Origin of the sequence: Silicimonas algicola, from assembly GCF_003970735.1 — a bacterium.
In the GTDB taxonomy this organism is placed as follows: domain Bacteria; phylum Pseudomonadota; class Alphaproteobacteria; order Rhodobacterales; family Rhodobacteraceae; genus Silicimonas; species Silicimonas algicola.
Window position 1 is genome coordinate 1,579,826 of the sequence record NZ_CP034588.1, and the last position, 21,710, is coordinate 1,601,535.

The following is a 21,710-nucleotide window of genomic DNA, read 5'->3' on the forward strand; positions in this document are numbered from 1 at the left end:
GTCCTCCTCAGAAGGGTGTTCATTTGCCGCCGCCTGCGGTCTCGGAACCGCCGCGGGTCAGATAGTAGGCGCCGAGGATCGGCAGGAAGGTCACCAGCACCACGACCATCGCGACGACGTTGGTCACCGGGCGCTGACGCGGGCGCACCAGCTCTTCCAGCATCCAGATCGGCAGCGTCTGCTGCTGGCCTGCCGTGAAGGTGGTGACGATGACCTCGTCGAAACTGAGCGCGAAGGCGAGCATGCCCCCCGCCAGAAGCGAGGTGCCGATGTTGGGCAGGACGATGTGGCGAAACGTCTGGAACCCGTTCGCGCCCAGGTCGGCCGAGGCTTCGAGCATCGAACGCGACAGGCGCCGGAATCGGGCGACCGCGTTGTTGTAGACGACGACGATGCAGAAGGTCGCGTGGCCGAGGACGATCGTCAGCGTGGAAAACGGGATGTCCGCGATGTTGAAGGCCGAGCGGAGCGCGATGCCGGTGATGATGCCGGGGAGCGCGATGGGCAGGATCACCAGGAGCGACACAGCTTCCCGTCCGAAGAACCGCGCGCGGCTGACGGCGGCGGCGCAGAGCGTTCCCAGGATCAGTGCGAGGATCGTCGAGATCGCGGCCACCCGGACGGACAGCCCGAGCGCCTGCCAGACGTCGGGCCGGTTCCAGGTGACCGCGAACCACTTGAGCGTCAGGCCGGGCAGGGGCCACTGATAGGTCCGTTCCTCGGTCGTGAAGGCATAGGCGAAGATCAGGAGGATCGGCAGGTGCAGGAATGCGAGCCCCGCGAAGGCGGCGATCTTCAGGCCGAGCGGCGCGCGGTCAGAGTGCATCGAAGGCCCCCTGGCGCTTCGCCATCCAGAGGTAGAACCCCATGATGACGATGGGCACCACGGCGAAGGCGGCGGCGAGCGGGATGTTCCCCGCCGTGCCCTGGTGGGCATAGACCGCCTGACCGATGAAGTTCCGCGACGAGCCCACGATCTGGGGGATGATGTAGTCGCCTAATGTCAGCGAGAAGGTGAAGATCGAGCCCGCGATGAAACCCGGCAGTGCCATCGGCAGAATGACGTAGCGCATCGTCTGCCCGCGCCGCGCGCCGAGGTCGTCCGAGGCCTCGATCAGGTTCTGCGGCACCCGCTCGAGCGCCGCCTGCACCGGCAGGATCATGAACGGCAGCCAGACGTAGAGGAAGACGAGGAAGGTCCCGATGTAGCTGACCGACAGCGAGTTGCCCCCGATGACCGGGATCGAAAGGACCGCGTTCAGGATGGCGCTGGCTCCGATGCCGTCGACGGCCCAGGTCAGGATGCCTTCCTTCGCGAGGATCAGCTTCCAGGCGTAGACCTTCACGAGGTAGCTCGACCAGAGCGGCAGCATCACCGCGAGGTAGAAGAACGCCTTCATCCGGCCCTTCGCGTAGCGCGCGGCGTAATAGGCGATGGGGAAGGCGATCACGGCGGAGGCGACCGTCACGGCGGCGGCCATCAGCGTGGTGCGCAGGATGATGTCGAAGTTCGCGGGGCGGAACAGCTCGCGATAGGTCTTGAGCGTCAACTCGTAGTCGATCAGCCCCGAGAACTCGTCGATCGAGAAGAAGCTCTGGAGAAGGAGCGCGGCCAGCGAGCCGATGTAGACCACGCCGAGCCAGAGGAGCGGCGGGACGAGCAGCACCGCCAGCAGCACGCGGGGCTGCCGCCAGAACAGGTCCGAAAGCCGGTCGCCCGCGGCGGTGGCCATCTCAGGCCTCCTCCATCCGGTGGAGGGCCGTCGCGTCCCAGGTCAGCCCGACGGTGGCGCCCGGCTCGGGCAAGGGCGTGCCAGCGGCGAGGTCGGCGGCGATGACGGCGTCCCCGATGTCGACGTGGACGCGGCTGACCGCGCCCAGGTAGCGGCGCGAGGCGACAGTACCCTGTACGACACCCTCGCCGGGCGGAACCAGCCGCACCGCCTCGGCCCGCAGGCTCGCCCAGCCACTGCCGGCGCCGGCACGCACGCAAATGTCGGGAGACAGCACATTGGCGGAGCCGACGAAATCGGCGACGAAGCGGGTCCGGGGACGCTGGTAGATCTCCTCGGGCGTGCCCACCTGCACGATGCGGCCCTCGTTGAAGACGGCGACCCGGTCGGCCATCGACAGCGCCTCGCCCTGGTCGTGGGTGACGAAGACGAAGGTGATGCCGAGCGACCGCTGGAGCGCCTTCAACTCGTCCTGCATCGCCTCGCGCAGCTTCAGATCCAGCGCGCCGAGCGGTTCGTCCAGCAGCAGGACCTTGGGCCTGTTGACCAGCGCGCGGGCCAGCGCGACCCTCTGCCGCTGACCGCCGGAGAGCTGTCCGGGCTTGCGGTCGCCGAAGGCGTCGAGCTTGACGAGCGACAGCATCTCTTCGGCCGCAGCGTGGCGGCGCGCCTTCTCCTCGCCCCTGACCATCAATCCGTAGGCGACGTTGTCGCGGACGTCGAGGTGCGGGAAGAGGGCATAGTCCTGGAAGACCGTGTTGACGGGTCTTCGGTTCGGCGGTACCGCGCCCGAGTCCTCGCCGAAGATCAGGACACGGCCGGATGTCGGCCTTTCGAAGCCCGAGATGAGCCTCAGGCACGTGGTCTTGCCCGACCCCGAGGGACCGAGCATGGCGAAGAAGCTGCCCTCGGCGATGGAGATCGAGACGTCGTCCACCGCGCGGATGCTGCCGAAATGGCGCGAGACGTGATCGAAGGCGACGGCGTCGGTCATCGGTAATTGGCTCCGGTCCGGCGGCGCGGGCGCGCCACCGGAGAGGTCATGCGAAGGGGCAAGGTCTCAGCGGCCGCCGATGACGCCGATATAGTCGCTGACCCATCGATAGTAGGGCACGCACTCGCCCTGGCTTTCGCAGGCGCTGACGGGCGTGGTCCAGAACCGGATCCGGTCGAAGTCGTCGAGACCGTTGGCCGAGCAGCCCTCGGCGGTCTGCATCCCCGAGCCGTCCGAGCAGGCCGCTGGCACCGCCGGGACCGACCCGAACCAGGCGGAAAGATCGGACATCAGGTTCGACGACAGCGTGTGCTCCATCCACATGTAGGCGCAATTGGGATGGGCGGCGTCGACGTGCATCATCGTCGTGTCGGCCCAGCCTGTCGCGCCCTCCACCGGGATGACGCTGGCGATGGGCGCGCCTTCGCTTTTCAGGATGTTGACCTGGAACGGCCATGACCCCGAGGCGACGACGCCCTCGTTCTTGAAATCGTCCATCTGGATGAAGGCGTCGTGCCAGTAGCGGCTGACCAGCGTGCGCTGCTGGCGCAGAAGGTCGAGCGCTGCCTTGTACTGGTCCTCGTTCAGTTCGTATGGGTTGGCGATCCCGAGTTCGGGCTTGTGGTGCATGAGGTAGTTGGCGGCGTCGGCGACGTGGATCGGGCCGTCATAGGCCTGCACCCGTCCCGAATTGGACTGGCCGTCCGGAAGGGTCGTCTCCTCGAAGACGACGCTCCAGCTATCGGGCGGCGTGTCGCCGAAGGCTTCGGTCGAATACATCAGCACGTTCGGACCCCACTGGTAGGGGACGCCGTAATGGACGCCGTCGACGGTGTGCCAGGGCGCGTTCTGCAGGCGCTCGTCGATGGTGGACCATGACGGGATGAGCGCCGTGTTCACCGGCTGGACGCGCTTGCCGGCGACAAGACGGAGAGAGGCGTCGCCCGAGGCGGTGACGAGGTCGAAGCCGCCTTCGTTCATCAGGGCCACCATCTCGTCCGAGGTGTTGGCCGTCTTGACGTTGACCTTGCAGCCCGAGGCCTCTTCGAACTTGGTCACCCAGTCGAAGGCGGCGTCGGTCTCGCCGCGTTCGATGTAGCCGGGCCATGCCACGATATCGACCTGGCCCTCGCCATCGCCAAGCTCGGACACCTGGGCGAGGACCGGCTGGGCCACGAGGATCGCCGAGACCGCGGCCGACAAAAGGAAGCGTGCAGACATCTTGTATTCTCCCGTTGGTGTTGTTACGCCCCGATCATCCCACTCGCAGAGTGGTCGCCGGGATTGCGCGCAGGATTGGTCGCGGGTCGCGCTTTCGCAATGCCAAAATCCTGATCGGCATTATCGGAAAAACCGAATGCTTCAGGTCCCGGCCTGGAACGAGCTTCGCGCAAGCCGCACGAAATCGCGCGCGTTGGCCGAGAGAGGCGCGCCGCGGCGCCAGGCCATGCCGACCTGAACCGTCGGCAGGTCGCCCGAAACATCGCGGATCTCGATCCTGTCGCCTTCGAGGGACCAGGGCCGGTAGATCAGGTCCGGCAGGATCGCCACGCCCATTCCCGTCGCCACAAGCGACCGGACCGCTTCGACCGAGCGCGTGCGGAAGGCGACCTCCGGCCGCGCTCCGAGGGACAGCAGAAGCGTCTGGGTGCTTTCCTCGATCTCCTCCACCGACAGCATGATGAGAGGCTCGCGGACGACATCCTCGATGCTCACCGCCTCTTCTCCGGCCAAGGGATGGCCCAGCGGCAGCCAGAGGCGCATGGCGGAGGCCGCGATGCTTTCCACCTCGAAGGCCGAGCGGTTGTGCAGCTTCGAGACGATCAGGAAGGCCACGTCGATCTCGCCCCCGATTAGAAGGTGCTCGAGATATTCGCCCGTGTCCTCGACCGCCGAGATTCGAATGCCGGGAAAGGTCCGGCGGAACCGCCCGAGCGCATCCGACAGGCCGTACCCGGCAACGAGCGAGGTGACGCCAAGCCGGATCTCGCCCTCGCGCGCGTCGGCGCCCATCATGAAGGCACGCCGGGCGTCCGACACGTCGTCCCGGATCTTGCGCGCGTGACGGAGGAACTGATGCCCGGCGACGGTGATCTCGAGGCCGCGCGCGCGCCGTTCGAAGAGCGTGACGGACAGGTCGGCCTCGAGCGCCTTGATCGCCTCGGTCACGGAGGACTGCGAGATCGCCAGGGCCTTGGCCGCATTCGTGATGCTGCCGTGCTCGGCGGCGGCGACGAAGAACTGAAGGTGCCTCAGGGTGAAAGCCAAGCGCGTCCCTCTGGTGAATGCCCGACCGGACGGCCGCCCGGTGCGGGCGGCCTGTCTTCCCTTCTAGCGCGTTGAAGGAATTGACGTAACGGTGATTTCAGGCAGCGCGCTGCGGGTCAGACCTCGACCTCGACGGCGCCTATGGGCCGTGAACAGCAGGCGAGGATGTATCCCTCGGCGATGTCGTCGTCCGAGATGCCGCCGTTATGCACCATGTGGACCTCGCCCCCGGTCTTCCTGATCTTGCAGGTGCCGCAGACGCCGAAGGTGCATCCGGACGGGATGACGATGCCCGCGCCGCGTGCGACGGCGAGAACCGTGTCGGTTTCCTTGCACTCCGCCGTCACCTCGGATTTCGCGAAGAGGACGCTCGCGGCGCTGTCCTCGTCGAGGATGACGTCGTCGTGCTCGGGAAGCTGCTCTTCTTTCTTGACCGGCGCGGCGAAGCTTTCCTGGTGGTAGTGCTCCATGTCGTAGCCGAGCGCGATCAGCATTTCGCGCACCGCGTCCATGAAGGGCTCAGGCCCGCAGCAATAGACCTCGCGTTCCAGATAGTCGCCGGCGATGAGGCCGATCATCAACTGGTTCAGCCGTCCGCGAAAGCCTGTCCAGACGCGGTAGGGATCGTCCTCTTCGACGATGAAGAACAGCCGGATCGACGGCACGCGAGACGCCATCTGCTCGAGCCGTTGGCGCGCAATGATGTCCTGCGGCCGATGGGCGCAATGGACGAAGGTGATGTCGGTGTCCGTCCCGCGGTCGTAGAGGTAGGTCGTCATCGACAGCGACGGCGTGATGCCGGACCCGGCGGAGATGAAGAGGTACTTCTTGCTCTCCTTCCGGGGCATCGTGAAGATCCCGGCGGGGCCTGTGGCCTTGATCTCCATCCCCGGCTTCAGGTGGTCGAGCATCCATCGCGTGCCGACGCTGCCGGCCTGCGCCTTGACGGTGACGGCTATCGTCAGCGGTCGCGAGGGCGAGGACGAGATCGTGTAGGTCTTCCAGATGGTGCCGCCGGAAACCGGCAGCTCGAGCGTCAGGAACTGGCCCGGCTCGTAGCGGAACTGCGCCCCGGATCGCGCGACGAAACTGAAGGTCGCCGTGTTCGGCGCCTCCGGCACGACGGCGCAGCACAGGAGCGGTTCGGCGTCGGTCCAGATCCCGTCGTCCTCGGAGGCGCGAAGGTCGAGTTGCAGCATTGCTCCGGTCACTCCGCCGCCAGGGTTGCGGCGCCGGTGCCGGTGATCGACCGGATCATGGTCGAGGCGTACCAGTCGACGAACTGGATGTTGCCGCCTTCGTGGATGGGCGAATAGGGGCCGGGCTCGTAGGCGGGCGAGCGGATGCCGCGCTGGTTGTTCTCGACCACTTCGCGGTCCTCGTTGTTCGTCGCGATCCAGACCTCGGTCAGGCGCTTGAGGTCATAGTCCTGCCCCTCGACCGCGTCCTTGTGGACAAGCCACGTCGTGCGGACCTCAGTCTCCATCGGGCCGATCGGCGTGACGCGGAAGAGGATGACGTGGTCCGACAGTAAGTGGTTCCAGCATCCCGGATACTTGTACTTCAGAAGCGACCCCGCGTCGCGGAACGGCAGCGTGGAGTTCGGCCGCGTGCTGGCGACCTTGCCGTCCATGGTATAGCTCTCGGCGCCGTCGAGCAGCGGCGTGCGCACGAAGCGCCAGTCGCCCCAGGACGATTCGAGGAAGGCCGAGGGAGCCCCGGCGGCCTCGCAGCGCTGGCTGTGCTGCCGTTGCAGGCCGCTCAACTCGCCGCTGTTGTCGCTGCCGATGGCGCGCGGATCCTCGGGGAAGGTGCGGCAGAGCGACGGGTGGTTCCCGGCGCAGTGGTAGCATTCGCGGTTGTTCTCCCACACGAGCTTCCAGTTGCCGTGCTCGATGATGGTGCTCTCGTGGGCGACCTTCGAGTTCGCGAGGTCGTGGGGCGCCATGTAGCGCGCCGCCTCGGCTGCGAAGTCTTCGATGGGCGGCGCCACGTCGGCGAGGCAGATATAGACCATGCCCGAGACATCGCGGCAGTGAACGTGCTTCAGTCCGTGCTTCGAGGCATCGAAGTCGGGGCCCATCTCGCGCGCCCAGAGCAGCCTGCCGTCAAGCTCGTAGGTCCACTGGTGGTACGGGCAGACCAGCTTGGGGTGCGTCCCCTTCTTCGACTTGCACAGGACCGAGCCACGATGGCGGCAGGAGTTGTGGAAGGCGCGGATTTCGCCGTCGTTGCCGCGCACGATGACGACGGAATAGGCGCCGACGTCGTGGACGACATAGTTCCCGGCCTTCGGGATCTCGCAAGCCGGAATCGAGAAGAGCCATTCGCGATACCAGATGTGGGACAGGTCCGCGTCGAAGACGCCTGAGTCGCAGTAAAGCTCCTGCGCCAGAGAATGATCGGGCCTGCGGCGCATGAGGGTGGACAGAACGTCGGATTCGCGAAGCATTGGGAACTCCTGGCCTGAAGTCGGTTACGATGTCTCGCAACCGATGCCTTGCGGGCGTCATCGCACGCGGACAGGTCGCGGACCGTCGGAATTGCGACATGGTCCGCCGGGTTTGCGACCGACCGGCTCAGTCGGGCTGGTTCAACAGCACTCCGGTCGCCGGGCCGTCCGGAACGACGGCGGCTTGTGCCGAGCGGTACTCGGCGGGCGAGAACCCGCGCTCGGCCTTCATCGTCCGGGCAAGATGCGTCCCGTCGCAAAAGCCGGTGGCCAGCGCGACGTCGGCCACGGTGTCGCGGGTGGAGCGCAGTTTCAGAAGCGCCCGGTCGAGTCGGATGTCGAGGTAGACCTTCGAGGGCGTCTGCCCCACGTCCCCGAGGAACCGCCGCTCCAGCGTCCTTCGGCCGACGTTCAACTGCCGGGCGAGGCTGGCGGCGGGAAGCGGAAGCTCGACGTTCTGCTGCATCCTGAGGACCGCCCGCTTGACGAGGTCGTCGGTGGGCCGTCTCGCGACAGGCTGGCCCGGCTGCGCCACGTCGCCGCGAAGCGCGTGGTCGATCATCATGATGTTGAGGCTCTTGATCGCGGCGGACTGCCCGACATGGCGAGCGACGAGAAACGCCGCCAGATGCGCCGCGCCGTGTCCGCCCGAACAGGTCAGGCGGTCGCGGTCCACGACGAAGATCTGGTCGGCCACGGGCTGCACCGCGTCGAACCGGTCGACGAAATCCTGGTGATGGAACCAACTCACGCAGCAGCGGTAGCCGTCGAGCAGCCCCGTTTCGTGGAGAATGAAGACGCCGGTGCAAAGACCGACGACCGGCACCCCGGCCGAGGCCTGCGCGCGGAGATAGTCCCGTTCCGCCACGCTCAGCGCCGAGCGGTCGCTCATCACGCCGCCGACGACGACGAGGTAATCATAGCGGCCGGCACTGCGAAGCGTCGTGGCGGGCGTGACCTTGACGCCGCAACTGGAACGCACCGGGGTCATCGTCTCGGACAGGACGGTCCATTCGCAAAGGATGGGGCGGGACTTGTCGGCTTCGTCGGCGGCCAGACGCAGGACATCGACGAAATTCGCGAAGGCGGACAGGGTGAAGTCGTCCGCCAGAAGGAAGGCGATGCTCAGCTTCTTGCGGCCGGACATCGTTGGGTCGGCGGGTGAAGGCATGGCGCAATCCTACTGCATGTCTGGCGCTGATATACCGCCCATGACCTCGCATTGGGAATAGGTCAACGCATCGTGTTCCCGCGCAAGGTGCCGACGATGACCCATTTCAGTGCCTTCAGCCTTCTGAAGAACGCCCTGACCGGCCACAAGAACTGGACCGAGCAGTGGCCCGACAGCCAGCCCAAGGCCGAATACGATGTCGTCATCGTCGGAGCGGGCGGCCACGGGCTGGGCGCGGCCTATTACCTCGCGAAGGAGCACGGGATCACCAATGTCGCGGTGATCGACAAGGGCTGGCTCGGCGGCGGCAACACCGGGCGGAACACGACGATCATCCGGTCGAACTATCTCTACGACGAAAGCGCGCGGCTCTACGACCATTCGGTCGACCTGTGGGAGAACCTCAGCCAGGAATTGAACTACAACGTCATGTACTCGCGGCGGGGCGTTCTGATGCTCGCGCACAACGTCCACGACGTGCAGAGCTTCAAGCGCCACATCCACTCGAACCGCCTGAACGGCGTCGACAACCGCTGGCTGACGCCGGAGGAGTGCAAGGCCTACTGCCCGCCGCTGTCGATCTCGAAATCCGCCCGCTATCCGGTCATGGGTGGCGCGCTGCAGGAGCGCGCGGGCACCGCGCGGCACGATGCGGTCGCCTGGGGCTATGCGCGCGGCGCGGCGGCGCGCGGCGTCGACATCATCCAGAACTGCCCTGTGACGGCGATCCGCCGCAACGCGGACGGCTCGGTCGCGGGCGTCGAGACGGCGAGGGGCTTCATCAGGGCAAAGAAGGTCGGCGTGTCGGCGGCAGGCCACACCTCGGTCGTGATGCAGACGGCGGAAGTGCGCCTGCCGCTGGAAAGCTATCCGCTTCAGGCGCTGGTGTCGGAGCCCGTCAAGCCGGTTTTCCCCTGTGTCGTGATGTCCAACGCGGTCCACGCCTACATCAGCCAGTCGGACAAGGGCGAGCTGGTCATTGGTTCCGGCACCGACCAATACACGAGCTACAGCCAGCGCGGCGGCCTGCCGCTGATAGAGCATACCGTCGCCGCCATTGCGGAAGTCTTCCCGATCTTCAACCGGATGCGGATGCTGCGGAAGTGGGGCGGGATCGTGGACGTGACCCCCGACCGCTCGGCGATCATCTCGAAGACGCCGGTCGAAGGACTCTACGTCAACTGCGGCTGGGGCACCGGCGGCTTCAAGGCGACGCCGGGCGCGGCGCATACCTTCGCCTGGACCATCGCGAAGGACGAGCCGCACCCGATCAACGCGCCGTTCACGATGGAGCGCTTCCGCACCGGGCGGCTGATCGACGAAGCGGCCGCCGCCGCCGTCGCGCACTGAAGGACGACGCGCATGCTTCTGATAACGTGCCCTTATTGCGAAGAGACCCTGCCCGAGGCCGAGTTCGCCTATGCCGGGCAGGCGCATGTCATCCGACCCGAGAACCCATCCGGCCAGTCGGACGAGCAATGGGAGGAGTTCCTCTTCATCCGCGAGAACCCGAAAGGTCCGCATTTCGAGCGGTGGCGGCATCTCCACGGCTGCGGGCGGTTCTTCAACGCCGTGCGCGACACGGTGTCGGACAAGTTCCTGACGACCTACAGGGCCGGCGCGCCGCGTCCCGACCTCGCCAGCCTGGGGGGAGACGCGAAATGAGCGGAAACCGCGTTGCGGGCAAGGGCCGCGTCGATGTCGGGAAATCGGTGCGTTTCACCTTCGACGGAAAGCCGTTCGTGGGGCTGAAGGGCGACACCGTCTCCTCGGCCCTCCTGGCGAACGGCGTCCACCTGATGGGCCGGTCATTCAAGTACCACCGGCCGCGCGGGCCGGTGGCAGCGGGGTCGGAGGAGCCGAACGCGCTGATCGGTACCCGCCGCGGGCCCGGCCGCTTCGAGCCGAACACGCGCGCCACGGTGCAGGAGATCTGGCAGGGTCTGGAGACCACGTCGCAGAACAAGTACCCGAGCCTGAAGTGGGACATCGGCGCGGTCAACGACGCGGCCTACATGCTGTTCTCGGCGGGCTTCTACTACAAGACCTTCATGTGGCCAAAGAGCTTCTGGCACAGGGTCTACGAGCCCTTCATTCGCGCCGCCGCAGGACTGGGCGTCAGCCCCACCGAAGAGGACCCCGACACCTACGCCTCGCGCTTCCTGCACTGCGACGTGCTGGTCGTGGGCGCGGGTCCCGCCGGGCTTGCCGCCGCGCGCGCTGCGGCCGTCGACGGGTTGAAGGTCGTGCTCGTCGACGAGAACGCTGAGGTCGGGGGTTCGCTTCTGTCCGAACCGCAGGCGCTTGTCGACGGCCAGCGGGCCTGGGACTGGCTGGCCGCCGAGGTAGAGGCGTTGAAGGCGGCGGGCGTCCGGATCATGACCCGGACCACCGCCATCGGCTATTATCACCAGAACATGATCGGGATGGTCGAACGGCTCACCGACCACCTGTCCGACCTCCCCGCCGACACGCCCCGCGAGCGGATGTGGAGGGTGCGCGCCAAGCGCGTCGTGCTGGCGCAGGGTGCTCTCGAAAAGCCGCTCGTGTTCCACGGCAACGACTGCCCTGGCGTCATGCTGGCGGGGTCGGCGCAGACCTATCTCAACCGCTACGGCGTGCTGGTCGGACAGCGGCCGGTCATTCTGACCTCGCATGACAGCGCGTGGTTTGCGGCCTTCGACCTGGCGGATGCGGGCGCGCAGGTGCAGGCCATCGTCGATACGCGCGAAAGCGTGCGCGACGACCTCCTCGCCGAGGCCGGGAAGCGAGGCATCAGGCTGAAGATCGGACATACCGCGACCGCCACCAAAGGGCGGCTGCGCGTGACGTCGCTCCGGGTCAATCCGGTGACGGACGGCAAGGTCGGGGCGGGCTATGTGATCGGTTGCGACGCCGTCCTGATGTCGGGGGGATGGACGCCGTCGCTGCACCTCTTCTCTCACACCAGGGGGTCGCTCGCCTGGGACGAGGACCTGACCACGTTCCTGCCGAAGGACACGCCGGAGAACTGCGTCATCGCGGGCGCGAGCCGGGGGCTCTGGGGCGTCGAGGCGGTGCTGAACGACGGCGCCGACAAGGGCCGCGCCGTGGCGGCCGACCTTGGCGGAACCGGCGGGGAGACGGCCTGTTCGGTTGCCTCCGACCGGACCGGGACTGGCGTCAGCCACACGGAGCTGCCGACCGACCTGAATCCTGGCAAGGCCAAGGCCTTCGTCGACTACCAGAACGACGTGACGGCCAAGGACCTGCGTCTGGCCGTGCGCGAAGGCATGCGGTCGATCGAGCACGTCAAGCGCTACACCACGAACGGCATGGCGACCGACCAGGGCAAGATGTCGAACATCAACGGCTTGAACATCGCCGCGGATGCCCTTGGAAAGAAACAGCCTCAGGTCGGCCTGACGACGTTTCGGCCGCCTTATACGCCGACCTCGTTCGGGGCCTTCGCAGGCTACCATCGCGGCGCACATTTCGAGGTGACGCGGAAGACACGGATCGATGGCTGGGCCGAGGAGAACGGCGCGGTGTTCGAGCCGGTCGGCCAATGGCGCCGGGCGTGGCACTTCCCTAAACCGGGCGAGGACATGGACACCGCCGTCCGCCGCGAGTGCGTGGCGACGCGCCAGTCCGTCGGCATCTTCGACGCCTCGACGCTTGGCAAGATCGAGGTCGTGGGGCCGGACGCGGTCGAGTTCATGAACCGCATGTACACCAACCCCTGGACCAAGCTCGCGCCGGGGCGCTGCCGCTATGGCCTGTTGTGCGGCGACGACGGATTCATCCGAGACGACGGCGTGATCGGTCGCCTGACGACGGACAGGTTCCACGTCACCACGACGACCGGCGGCGCTGCGCGCGTGCTGAACATGATGGAGGACTACCTTCAGACCGAGTGGCCGGACCTGAACGTCTGGCTGACCTCCACCACCGAGCAATGGGCGACAATCGCGCTGAACGGCCCGAAGGCCGCGGCGCTGCTGGCCCCTCTCGTCGAAGGTGTCGACCTGACCGACGAGGCCTTCCCGCACATGTCCTGCGTCGAATGCACCGTCGCTGGAATGCCCGCGCGTCTCTTCCGCGTCAGCTTCACCGGCGAGATCGGGTTCGAGGTCAACGTGCCCGCGCCGAGGGGACGGACGCTGTGGGAGGTGCTGTGGGAGGCCGGTCGGCAATACGACATCTGCGCCTATGGCACCGAAACCATGCACGTCCTGCGCGCCGAGAAGGGCTACATCATCGTCGGCCAGGACACGGATGGAACGGTGACGCCAAAGGATGCCGGGCTCGACTGGGCGGTCGGCAAGTCGAAACCCGATTTCGTCGGCAAGCGCGGCATGGCTCGTCCAGACCTGACGTCCGAGGGCCGGAAGCAACTGGTCGGCCTTCTGACCGAGGACCACTCCAGGCTGGAGGAAGGGGCTCAGATCGTCTTCGATCCGACGCAGGCGCTTCCCATGACGATGGTCGGTCATGTGACCTCGTCCTATCACTCGGACGCGGTGGGACGACCGATCGCGCTGGCACTGGTGGAGGGCGGGCACGGACGCATGGGCGAGACCGTCCACATCCCAATGCCCGACCGCACCATAGCCGCGAAGATCACGCCCATGGTCTTCGTCGATCCCGACAACGCAAGGCTGAAGATCTGAGGAACCGCCATGAATAAACCGATGTCCTCCGAACCCGAGGTTCTTGCGGAAAGTGCCGCTGTCCGCGTTCGGCTGGCGAAGCCCTGCGCCCGGCTGTCGTTGCGTGCGCGAGGCGACTTGGCGCCGCTTGAAGCGGCTCTCGGTCTGTCGCTGCCCGGCAAGATCGGCGAGCGTTGCACCGGCGGCGAGTTAGAGGCCCTGCGCCTCGGTCCCGACGAATGGATGCTTCACCTGCCGGAGGGGACGGTCGAGGGCGTCCTGTCGTCCTGCGCCGGTGTCTATGAAACCCTGCCGCACAGCCTCGTCGACGTGTCGGGTCGCGAGGTCACCTTCCAGATCGACGGCGCACGCGCAACGGAGCTGCTCACCCTAGGCATGGCCCGCGACCCCGAGAGCATCGCGGTGGGCGAGGGGAGGCGGACGAACTTCGACGGCGTGACCGTCACGATCTGGCGCGACGCCGACAGCGCCTATCGCATGGATGTCTGGCACAGCTTCGCGCCGCACGTCCTCCATCTTCTCGAAACCGGGTGCCGGGAATTGGCTGCCGAGGCCGTCTGACCGGGGGTCGTCCTGCGGGCGTCTTCAGATATCCTTCATCAGCCGTAGTGCATCGAAGATGGCGGCATGCGTGTTGCGCGCGCTGACCGCGTCGCCGATGCGGAACAGCTGGAAGCCGCTTTTTTTCCCGCTTGCGATGCCCTGAGCGCGACCCTCGATCAGCGCGTCGTAGTCGACCGCGCCGCCGTTCGAGGACAAGGGCTTCAACTCGAAATACAGGTCGTCCAGCGGCAGGGTGCCGTAGTTCACCACGATCTGGTCGTAGATCCGTTCGGTCCTGAGATCGCTGTAATCCGTGCCGATCACGGCCTTCAGTCGGTTGCCGTCGCGGGTCACGTCGAGAAGGCGGCGGGTGACGGTGAAGGTCACGTCCTTCGATTGCAGAGCGCGCATGTAGGGAACGAGGTTCATCGCCATGATGTCGGGGGCGAAGGTGCGGTCGGGGGTCATGACCTCGACGGTCGCCCCGGCGGTCGCGGCGACCTCTGCCGCCATCAGGCCCGGATGATCGCCGCTTTCGTCATAGACGAGGACGTTCTGCGCGGGCTTTACGTCACCCGCGATGATGTCCCAGGCGCTGACGACATGGCGTTGCTCCTCGCCGCTTTCGAAGAGCTCGGTATTGGGCAGGCCGCCCGTTGCGACGATGACGACGTCGGGGTCGAGCGCGGTCACGTCGGCGGCTTCGGCCCAGGTGTTGAAGCGGAATTCCACGTCGCGCGCCGCGCATTGCGCCATGCGCCAGTCGACGATCGAGATCATCTCGCGCCGTCGCGGGTTCAGTGCGGTCAGGCGGATCTGACCGCCCGCATCGGCCTGTGCCTCGAACACGGTCACGTCGTGTCCGCGCTCGGCGGCGACGCGCGCCGCCTCGAGGCCGGCCGGACCGGCGCCGACGATCACGACCTTCCTGCGCGTCGCCGCCGGTTCGATGGTGTGCGGCATCGTCAGCTCGCGCCCCGTGGCGGCGTTGTGGATGCAAAGCGCGTCGCCCGCCTGGTAGATGCGGTCGAGGCAATAGGTGGCGCCGACGCAGGGGCGTATGTCGTCCTCGCGGCCTTCCATGATCTTCCGGACGATGTGCGGGTCGGCCATGTGCGCCCGCGTCATGCCGACCATGTCGAGCTGTCCCGACGACACCGCGAACCGCGCCGTCGCCACGTCGGGGATGCGGGAGGCATGGAACACCGGCATCCCGGTGGCGGCGCGGATCGCGCCCGCGAGCCACAGGTGCGGCGCCGTCGCCATGCCCTGGATGGGAATCGTGGTCGTCATCGCCGGGTCGGTGTGAATGCGCCCGCCGTTGACGTTGAACACGTCCACGAGTCCGGCGGCCTTGATGTGCAGGGCAAGCTGAATGCCCTCGTCCGGCGTGATCCCGCCTGGCGTCTTCTCGTCCGCACCCATGCGCAGGCTGAGGACGAAGTCGTCCCCGACACGCTCGCGCACCGCGCGAAGCACGTCGATCGTCAGCCGCGCCCGGTCCGCAATATCCGCGCCGCCGTAGGGGCCGTCGAGGTCGTTGCTCAGAGGTGACATGAACTGGTCGAGGAGATGGCCGTGGGCGATGATCTCGACCCCGTCCATGCCACCCGCCTGCATCCGTTCGGCGGCATCGGCGAAGTCGGTGACGATGCGCTTGAGATCCCAGTCCTCTGCCAGCTTGGGAAATGCCCGGTGTGCCGGTTCGCGATGCTTCGAAGACGACACCGACGGCAGCCAGTTGCCCTTGTTCCACGTCGTGCGTCGCCCGAGGTGCGTCAACTGGATCATTACGGCGCAACCGTGGTCGTGACAGGCGTCGGTGAGCCTTCGGATCCACGGCACGACCTCGTCCTTGTAGGCGAGAACGTTGTTGAAGACCGGCGGGCTGTCCTTCGACACGGCTGCCGACCCCGCTGTCATGGCCAGCGCCACGCCCGCCTTCGCGCGTTCGGCGTGATAGGCGGTATAGCGATCCTTCGGCATCCCGTCCTCGGGGTAGGCCGGTTCGTGGCTCGTGGTCATGATGCGGTTGCGCAGCGTCAGGTGTTTGAGGCGGTAGGGCTGCAGAAGGGGATCCCCGGACATGCGCGTCTCCTGAACGGCTACGCCTCAGCGATGCGCAAAATGTTCATGTGTGTCAAGTTAGTGTTCACGAGCGTCGAGTTTTGTTGATTGCCGCGCGAGACGACATTAGAAGGGCGGGCATGACGGACAAGGGCTCATCCGACGAACCCACGAAAGGCTGGCGCGGATCGCGCGACGTCTGGCTGGCCGCGGCCCGCGACGCCTTCGTCACCTCGGGGATCGACGCGGTGAAGATTCAACCGCTCGGCACCCGGCTCGGGCTGTCGCGCACCAGTTTCTACTGGTTTTTCGAGGATCGCGCCCAGCTTCTGCAGGCGCTTCTGGACGACTGGCGAGAGACGAACACGAGCAGGCTCGTCGACGCCACCGACGGGTTCGCGCAATCGATCACCGAGGCCGTCCTGAACGTCATAAGCGTCTTCCTCCCCGGGGGCGGGTTCGAGGCGGGACTGGATCTTGCGGTGCGGGGCTGGGCGCATCAATCGGATGCGGTCGCAGAGGCGGTGAACCTCGAAGACGAGACGCGGCTTTCGGCGATCCGGCACATGTTCGCGCGATTTGGCTTCGATCCGGACGAGGCCGACGTCCGGGCACGCACGATGTACCTGGTCCAGATTGGTTACATATCGATGCAGGTTCAGGAGGACATGCCTGTCCGGCTCGCGCGCATCTCCAACTATGTAAAGACGTTCACCGGCGAGCAGCCGACATCTGCCGAGATGGAGCGTTTTCTGGCGAGAGTTCGCCATGGCGCTGTCCCGGCACTCCCCTGAAAGACGCCGTCACTCGGCAAGGAGCGAAACGTCGGCCCCATCGAGCGTCGGACAGTAGGTGACCTGGCGTCCGCTTCCCGAGACGGCGCCCGGCCTCACGAACAGGCCCGCGTCATCGAACACCCAAAGCCAACCTGGCGCCCATCCGAAGTCCACGGTCGCCGTCCCGCCTCCGCACTGGAAAGCCTCCGGGCTGAGAACGTACTGCGCGGCCACGAGGTCGAAGGGATAGAAGCCGCCAAGGCCCACCTCGTCCTGCCAATAGTCCATCCACCCGGCCGCGCCTTGGACGATCCAGTCTCCAACCGATCCGGATGCAGCGATCCAGCCGAGATCGTCTTGCGTCACCATCACGTCTCGGGCCGCCTCGTAGGGGATCAAGGTGAGCGGCACCCTCGTCGACAGGAGAAAGTCGACCGCCTTCGGATCCTTCCGGAAGTTGAGGTCGCTGAAGATCGGACCATGACCGAAGAGGACGCCGTCGCCGCGCCCTTCGCTCGGGTGAAAGAGATGACCCGGGTGCCGGCCCATCACCGCGATGACCCGCTCCAACCGGGCGGCGAGCGACGGGTCGGAGCGAAGCGCATCCGCGATATTGGTCAGCGGACCAAGCGCCAGGATCGTCAACGGGTCGCTTTCCAGAGCGCTGGCGAGCGCCGCGCTTGCCGGGGACTCCGCGTCCGAAGTTGCGCCGGCGCCACGAAAGATAGTCGGAAGCGGATGGCCCGCTGGCGCCAGTCGCGCCGCCAGGTCGCGGGCGATTGCATCGGTCACATCGATCCCGGCATTGCCGAAGACCGTCGACACGCCTGCGATCTCGATCCTCTCAGACCGCGCCAGCGCGAAGAGGGCGAAGCAATCGTCTGGGTCGCTGCGGGATCCGTGACCGCAAGCGGGATCGGTGTCGATCCACAGGCGTTCGGGCGTTTTGGCGTCCGAAGGCGAGGCCGGGAAACCGGCGTGATCCACCTCGCCGGTCCGCCAGGTTCTGACGGGCAGGGCAAAGGTCCCGATCGCGACGGCAACGAGCCCCGCAAGAGCGAGGAGGGCCCTGTAAACTCGCCGCTTGGTCTGATGTGGCATCGAACCAGTCTTGGGCGACCTGTGACGGATGTCGAGGTTATGGGCGACGGTGTGATCCGCTTGCTGGCGGCTATCGGAGCAGACCTGCCATTCACGTGCCGTCGTCGCGGCGGGTGATCGAGTCGACCCGTACGGCGGCCTGCGGCGCGTTAGATGTGCGCCTTGAAAAAAATTTCAGTTTTCAAGAAAAATTGCAGAATCAATTTTGCCGACAGCCCGTCTCCTCTACCAATCACACTGCAACAAAAATCGCTTTGCGAAATTTCTTGCCATCGTTCCTCTCAGGATGGGCAGGGAAGGTCGCGAGGAGCACAGGGAGGAAGTGATGAACGTTAAGCGTACAAGGATTCTGGCCGCGTCATTTTTCGTGGGAACGGCCCTAGCGTCTGCTCCGGCCGCGGCCGCAGGCATCATGTGCGAGCCTGGCGAGACCTATGTCATGAACGTGATGGTTTCCAGCCATCCGTACTGGGTCCCGGTCTATCAGGGATTCAAGCAGGCAGCCGAGGCCTTCGGATGCGAGGCCGTATTCTCGGGTACACCGGACTATGACATCACCAAGCAGATCGCGTCGTTCGAGCAGGATCTGATCAAGCAGCCGGCGGGAATTCTGCTCCATCCGATGCAGTCCGATCCGTTTATCGCGCCGATCAACGCCGCTATCGAGGGTGGTACGGAAGTCGTGACCTTCGCCGCAGACTCACCCAAGTCGAAGCGCACGGCCTACATCACGTCGGACAACCTTGCCGAGGCCAAATTCGCCGCCGAAGAAATCGTGAAGCAGGTTGGCGACAGCGCGGAATACGCGGTCCTCGAGAACCCGGGCCAGTCCAACCATGATCTGCGGGTCACCGCACTCATAGATTACATGGAAGCCAACTTTCCGAACATGAAGCTCGTCGGCCGCCAGGCGACCAACCAGGACAGCAACGCGGCCTACAAGGCAACCGCCTCGATCCTGCAAGCCAATCCGAACCTCGCGGCGATGTGGATCCCGGAGGCCGGTTCGGCGGAAGGTGCCGTCGCGGCGAAGCTGGAGGCTGGCTCGGACGTCCTCATCATGCATGCCGACGTCACGCCCACGACGCTCGAGCACATCCGCGCGGGCAACATCCACATGTCGCTCAATCCGAACCAGGGTGTGCAGGGCTTCATGGGCTTCATGGCGGTCCATCTCGCGAACCGGTCCGACCTCTTCGACCCGTTCAACGACTGGAAGACCTCCGGCTTCAATCCGATGCAGATCCCGTTCATGGACAACGGCTTCGCGGTCATAACCAAGGACAACGCAGACAGCTTCGACCTGAACGTCTACATGGACGGCCGCGATCCGAGCTGACCGACGGAGGCCGCCAGTCTCCCGCTCCGTCCGCTTCGACGCGGGCGGGGCGACCGCAACCCAGATGACCGGACAATCCCCCGATGGCAGACGAGACGGTTCTCCAGATTTCGGGCCTGAACAAATCCTTCGGACCCGTGAGGGCCTTGAGCGACGTGCGGTTCGAGCTTCGGAAAGGCGAGATACACGCCGTCGCGGGCGAGAATGGCGCGGGCAAGTCGACGCTCATGAACATCATCGACGGGATCCTTCAGCCAGACAGCGGCGACATCATTCTCGATGGCCGGAAGGTGACGATCTCGTCGCCGACCGAGGCTCAAAGATACGGGATCGGCTTCGTGCACCAGGAGATCGCGCTTTGTCCCGACGTCTCGGTGGCCGAGAACATCTTCATGGCCCGGACGAACGCCAGCCGGTCGTTCTTCATGGACTACCGGAAGCTGGAGCAGGACGCGGCGGAAGTGTTTCGTCAACTCAGCGGAATTGATCCTTCGGTCGTCGTGCGCGACCTGTCGATTTCGAACCAGCAGCTTGTCGAGATAGCAAAGGCGCTTACGCTCAACTGCCGCATCCTGATCCTTGACGAGCCCACCGCCGCACTGACCCTGACGGAATCGCAGGTCCTTTTCGACATCATGCGCAAGCTGGCGGACCGGGGCATGTCCATCATCTACATCTCGCACCGAATGGTCGAGATCTTCGAGAACTGCGACAGGGTGACCGTCCTTCGTGACGGGAAGTACATCACGACCCGCGACGTTGCAGAGATCAGCCCGTCAGACGTGGTTAACGCAATGGTCGGAAGGGTCATCGACGGGCTCTATCCCGAAAAGCAGACCGGACCTTCGGAAGAGATCATCTTCGAAGCACGAGACCTGAACGACGAACCGCGCTTCAGCGACGTCAGCTTCCAGCTCCGCAAGGGCGAGGTACTTGGCCTTGCGGGGCTGATCGGCGCCGGCCGAAGCGAGATCGCGAGGGGAATTTGCCGGCTGGAAGGCAAGGCAACAGGCGAGATCGTTCTGAACGGGCAAAAGCTTGACCTGAAGACGTACCGGGACTGTGTGAAGCACGGCATCGTGTATCTGAGCGAAGATCGAAAGGGCGACGGCGTTTTTCTCGACATGGCCATCGCCGCGAACATCTCGGCCCTACGGGTGGAGCAGGTCGCGAACGGGCTGGGGCTGATCCGCTTCAACAAGGAAGCGCACCAGGCAAAGACACTCGGGGCCAAGCTCAACCTCAAGTATGGATCGCTGTCCGGTCCGGTCTCATTGCTGTCAGGGGGTAATCAGCAGAAGGTCGCACTCGCCAAGATGCTGAGTGTCGATCCCAGCCTGATCTTTCTCGATGAACCGACACGGGGCGTCGACGTGGGCGCCAAGTCCGAGATTCATCGCATCCTGCGCGACCTCGCGAGCACAGGCGTCGGAATAGTCGTCATTTCCTCCGAACTTCCCGAGTTGATCGGTCTCTGCGACCGGGTGCTGGTGGTCCGGGAAGGCAGGATCAGTGGTGAGGTTTCAGGCGAGATGCTGACGGAGAGGGAAATCATGCGACTGGCGTCGATCGTGGACGCCGACGACAGGCTCAGGGCGAGGGCGAGATGAGCGACACCGTTCACGTTGAGGAGGCGCTGCTTGTCCCGAACCGGAGAAGTGACGGCATTCTCCGCGGTCTCTTTCGGATGCGGGAAACGGGTTTGGTGCTCATCATTCTCGCTCTCTTCATCACGATGTCCTTTGCGTCGCCCTACTTCCTGACCTGGGCCAACATGCGCGCGATGTCGGTCGCCTTCGCCGTCGACGGCATCATCGTGATCGGTATGACGATTTTGCTGATCTCTGGCGGGATCGACCTGTCGGTCGGTTCGGTCACGGCGCTGGCGATGGTCATCGCCGGGTGGCTCTTTCTGAACGCCGGAGTCGATCCCTGGCTGGCTTCGCTGATCTCGATCGCCTGCTGCGCCGGGATCGGCGCGGTGATGGGCTTCTTCGTGACGAAGGTGGGCCTGCACCATTTCATCGTCTCTCTTGCGATCATGGTCATTGCGCGGGGCATCTGCCTGCTGGGAACGGGCGGGCGCCCGATCGGGCTCTTCACCCTGCCGCCCGAGTTCAAGTTCATCGGTCAGGGGTCGGTGGGGCCGATCCCCGTCGTGATCCTGATCTTCCTCGCCTTCGTCATCACGTTCGATTTCATGCTTCGCCATACCGTAATGTTCAGGAAGGTGTTCTACACGGGCAGCAACGAGAAGGCGGCCGCCTATTCCGGCATTCGGACGAAGAAGGTCATCTTTCTGACGACGACGCTGTGTTCCACTTTATGCGGGGTCGCCGGGATCATCTACATGTCGCGTTTTGGCTCGGCCCAACCAACCTTCGGGATCGGGCTGGAACTGACGGTGATCGCCGCCGCCGTCATCGGCGGAGCAAGTCTCAATGGAGGCTCCGGCTCGATTCTCGGCGCGATCCTGGGCGTTGTCCTGCTGTCTCTCGTGTCGAGCTCGCTCGCGCTTCTCGACGTCTCGGTGTACTGGCAGGACATCATACGCGGCACTATTCTTCTTGCGGCGGTCACGATCGACCATTTTCTGAACAAGAGGCGCAGGTAG

At 65.4% G+C, this 21,710-nt stretch carries 18 protein-coding genes; 8 read left to right on the plus strand and 10 right to left on the minus strand.

The features are described 5' to 3' along the window. Positions 1-19: 19 nt before the first annotated feature. The 8 genes from EF888_RS07925 to EF888_RS07960 form a co-directional block, all read right to left on the minus strand. On the minus strand, positions 20-826 hold the full coding sequence (locus tag EF888_RS07925; RefSeq protein ID WP_109760011.1) for an ABC transporter permease: 807 nt from the start codon (positions 824-826) through the stop codon (positions 20-22). Continuing rightward, positions 816-1,733 (minus strand): ABC transporter permease, encoded by a 918-nt coding sequence (locus tag EF888_RS07930; protein WP_109760010.1) that lies wholly within the window; start codon positions 1,731-1,733, stop codon positions 816-818. Before EF888_RS07930 ends, EF888_RS07925 begins: the two co-directional genes overlap by 11 nt. A 1-nt stretch (position 1,734) precedes the next feature. Further along, positions 1,735-2,727: an ABC transporter ATP-binding protein gene (locus EF888_RS07935; RefSeq protein ID WP_109760009.1), complete on the minus strand. Its 993-nt coding sequence runs from the start codon at positions 2,725-2,727 to the stop codon at positions 1,735-1,737. Between the two features lie 66 nt (positions 2,728-2,793). Next, positions 2,794-3,948 (minus strand): ABC transporter substrate-binding protein, encoded by a 1,155-nt coding sequence (locus tag EF888_RS07940; RefSeq protein WP_109760008.1) that lies wholly within the window; start codon positions 3,946-3,948, stop codon positions 2,794-2,796. Between the two features lie 141 nt (positions 3,949-4,089). Further along, positions 4,090-4,995, minus strand: a complete 906-nt coding sequence (locus EF888_RS07945) for a LysR family transcriptional regulator (protein WP_109760007.1) — start codon at positions 4,993-4,995, stop codon at positions 4,090-4,092. 116 nt (positions 4,996-5,111) lie between these two features. Continuing rightward, positions 5,112-6,194: an FAD-binding oxidoreductase gene (locus tag EF888_RS07950; protein WP_109760006.1), complete on the minus strand. Its 1,083-nt coding sequence runs from the start codon at positions 6,192-6,194 to the stop codon at positions 5,112-5,114. 8 nt (positions 6,195-6,202) lie between these two features. Further along, on the minus strand, positions 6,203-7,447 hold the full coding sequence (locus tag EF888_RS07955; protein ID WP_109760005.1) for an aromatic ring-hydroxylating oxygenase subunit alpha: 1,245 nt from the start codon (positions 7,445-7,447) through the stop codon (positions 6,203-6,205). 127 nt (positions 7,448-7,574) lie between these two features. Next, complete coding sequence (locus EF888_RS07960; protein ID WP_164721609.1) at positions 7,575-8,618, minus strand: GlxA family transcriptional regulator; 1,044 nt, start codon at positions 8,616-8,618, stop codon at positions 7,575-7,577. A gap of 96 nt (positions 8,619-8,714) precedes the next feature. On the opposite strand from EF888_RS07960, the gene EF888_RS07965 reads away from it, so the two are divergent. From EF888_RS07965 to EF888_RS07980, 4 genes are read left to right on the plus strand one after another with little or no spacing between them, the layout of a single operon-like run. Beyond that, positions 8,715-9,968 (plus strand): sarcosine oxidase subunit beta family protein, encoded by a 1,254-nt coding sequence (locus EF888_RS07965; RefSeq protein WP_109760123.1) that lies wholly within the window; start codon positions 8,715-8,717, stop codon positions 9,966-9,968. Between the two features lie 12 nt (positions 9,969-9,980). Continuing rightward, positions 9,981-10,283: a sarcosine oxidase subunit delta gene (locus tag EF888_RS07970; protein WP_109760003.1), complete on the plus strand. Its 303-nt coding sequence runs from the start codon at positions 9,981-9,983 to the stop codon at positions 10,281-10,283. Then, the gene (locus EF888_RS07975) at positions 10,280-13,270 is read left to right on the plus strand and encodes a sarcosine oxidase subunit alpha (RefSeq protein WP_109760002.1); all 2,991 of its coding nucleotides are present in this window, start codon (positions 10,280-10,282) and stop codon (positions 13,268-13,270) included. The genes EF888_RS07970 and EF888_RS07975 overlap by 4 nt, the downstream gene beginning before the upstream one ends. Positions 13,271-13,279: 9 nt before the next feature. Beyond that, entirely contained in the window at positions 13,280-13,831 is a 552-nt protein-coding gene (locus EF888_RS07980; RefSeq protein WP_109760001.1) for a sarcosine oxidase subunit gamma, read from the plus strand. Positions 13,832-13,855: 24 nt separating this feature from the next. Here the strand turns inward: EF888_RS07980 and EF888_RS07985 are convergent, their stop codons facing one another. After that, positions 13,856-15,901 carry an NADH:flavin oxidoreductase gene (locus EF888_RS07985; RefSeq protein ID WP_109760000.1) on the minus strand — a complete coding sequence of 682 codons (2,046 nt, stop codon included), beginning with the start codon at positions 15,899-15,901 and terminating at the stop codon, positions 13,856-13,858. 119 nt (positions 15,902-16,020) lie between these two features. On the opposite strand from EF888_RS07985, the gene EF888_RS07990 reads away from it, so the two are divergent. Beyond that, positions 16,021-16,674 carry a TetR/AcrR family transcriptional regulator gene (locus tag EF888_RS07990; protein ID WP_109759999.1) on the plus strand — a complete coding sequence of 218 codons (654 nt, stop codon included), beginning with the start codon at positions 16,021-16,023 and terminating at the stop codon, positions 16,672-16,674. A gap of 9 nt (positions 16,675-16,683) precedes the next feature. On the opposite strand, the gene EF888_RS07995 is transcribed toward EF888_RS07990, so the two are convergent. After that, the gene (locus tag EF888_RS07995; RefSeq protein ID WP_109759998.1) at positions 16,684-17,757 is read right to left on the minus strand and encodes a nucleoside hydrolase; all 1,074 of its coding nucleotides are present in this window, start codon (positions 17,755-17,757) and stop codon (positions 16,684-16,686) included. A 439-nt stretch (positions 17,758-18,196) separates the two neighbouring features. Here EF888_RS07995 and EF888_RS08000 point away from each other — a divergent pair, with 439 nt between their 5' ends. From EF888_RS08000 to EF888_RS08010, 3 genes are all read left to right on the plus strand, one after another. After that, on the plus strand, positions 18,197-19,096 hold the full coding sequence (locus EF888_RS08000; RefSeq protein WP_241239843.1) for a substrate-binding domain-containing protein: 900 nt from the start codon (positions 18,197-18,199) through the stop codon (positions 19,094-19,096). An 83-nt stretch (positions 19,097-19,179) separates the two neighbouring features. Next, complete coding sequence (locus EF888_RS08005; RefSeq protein ID WP_109759996.1) at positions 19,180-20,706, plus strand: sugar ABC transporter ATP-binding protein; 1,527 nt, start codon at positions 19,180-19,182, stop codon at positions 20,704-20,706. Further along, positions 20,703-21,710 carry an ABC transporter permease gene (locus tag EF888_RS08010; RefSeq protein ID WP_109759995.1) on the plus strand — a complete coding sequence of 336 codons (1,008 nt, stop codon included), beginning with the start codon at positions 20,703-20,705 and terminating at the stop codon, positions 21,708-21,710. The genes EF888_RS08005 and EF888_RS08010 overlap by 4 nt, the downstream gene beginning before the upstream one ends.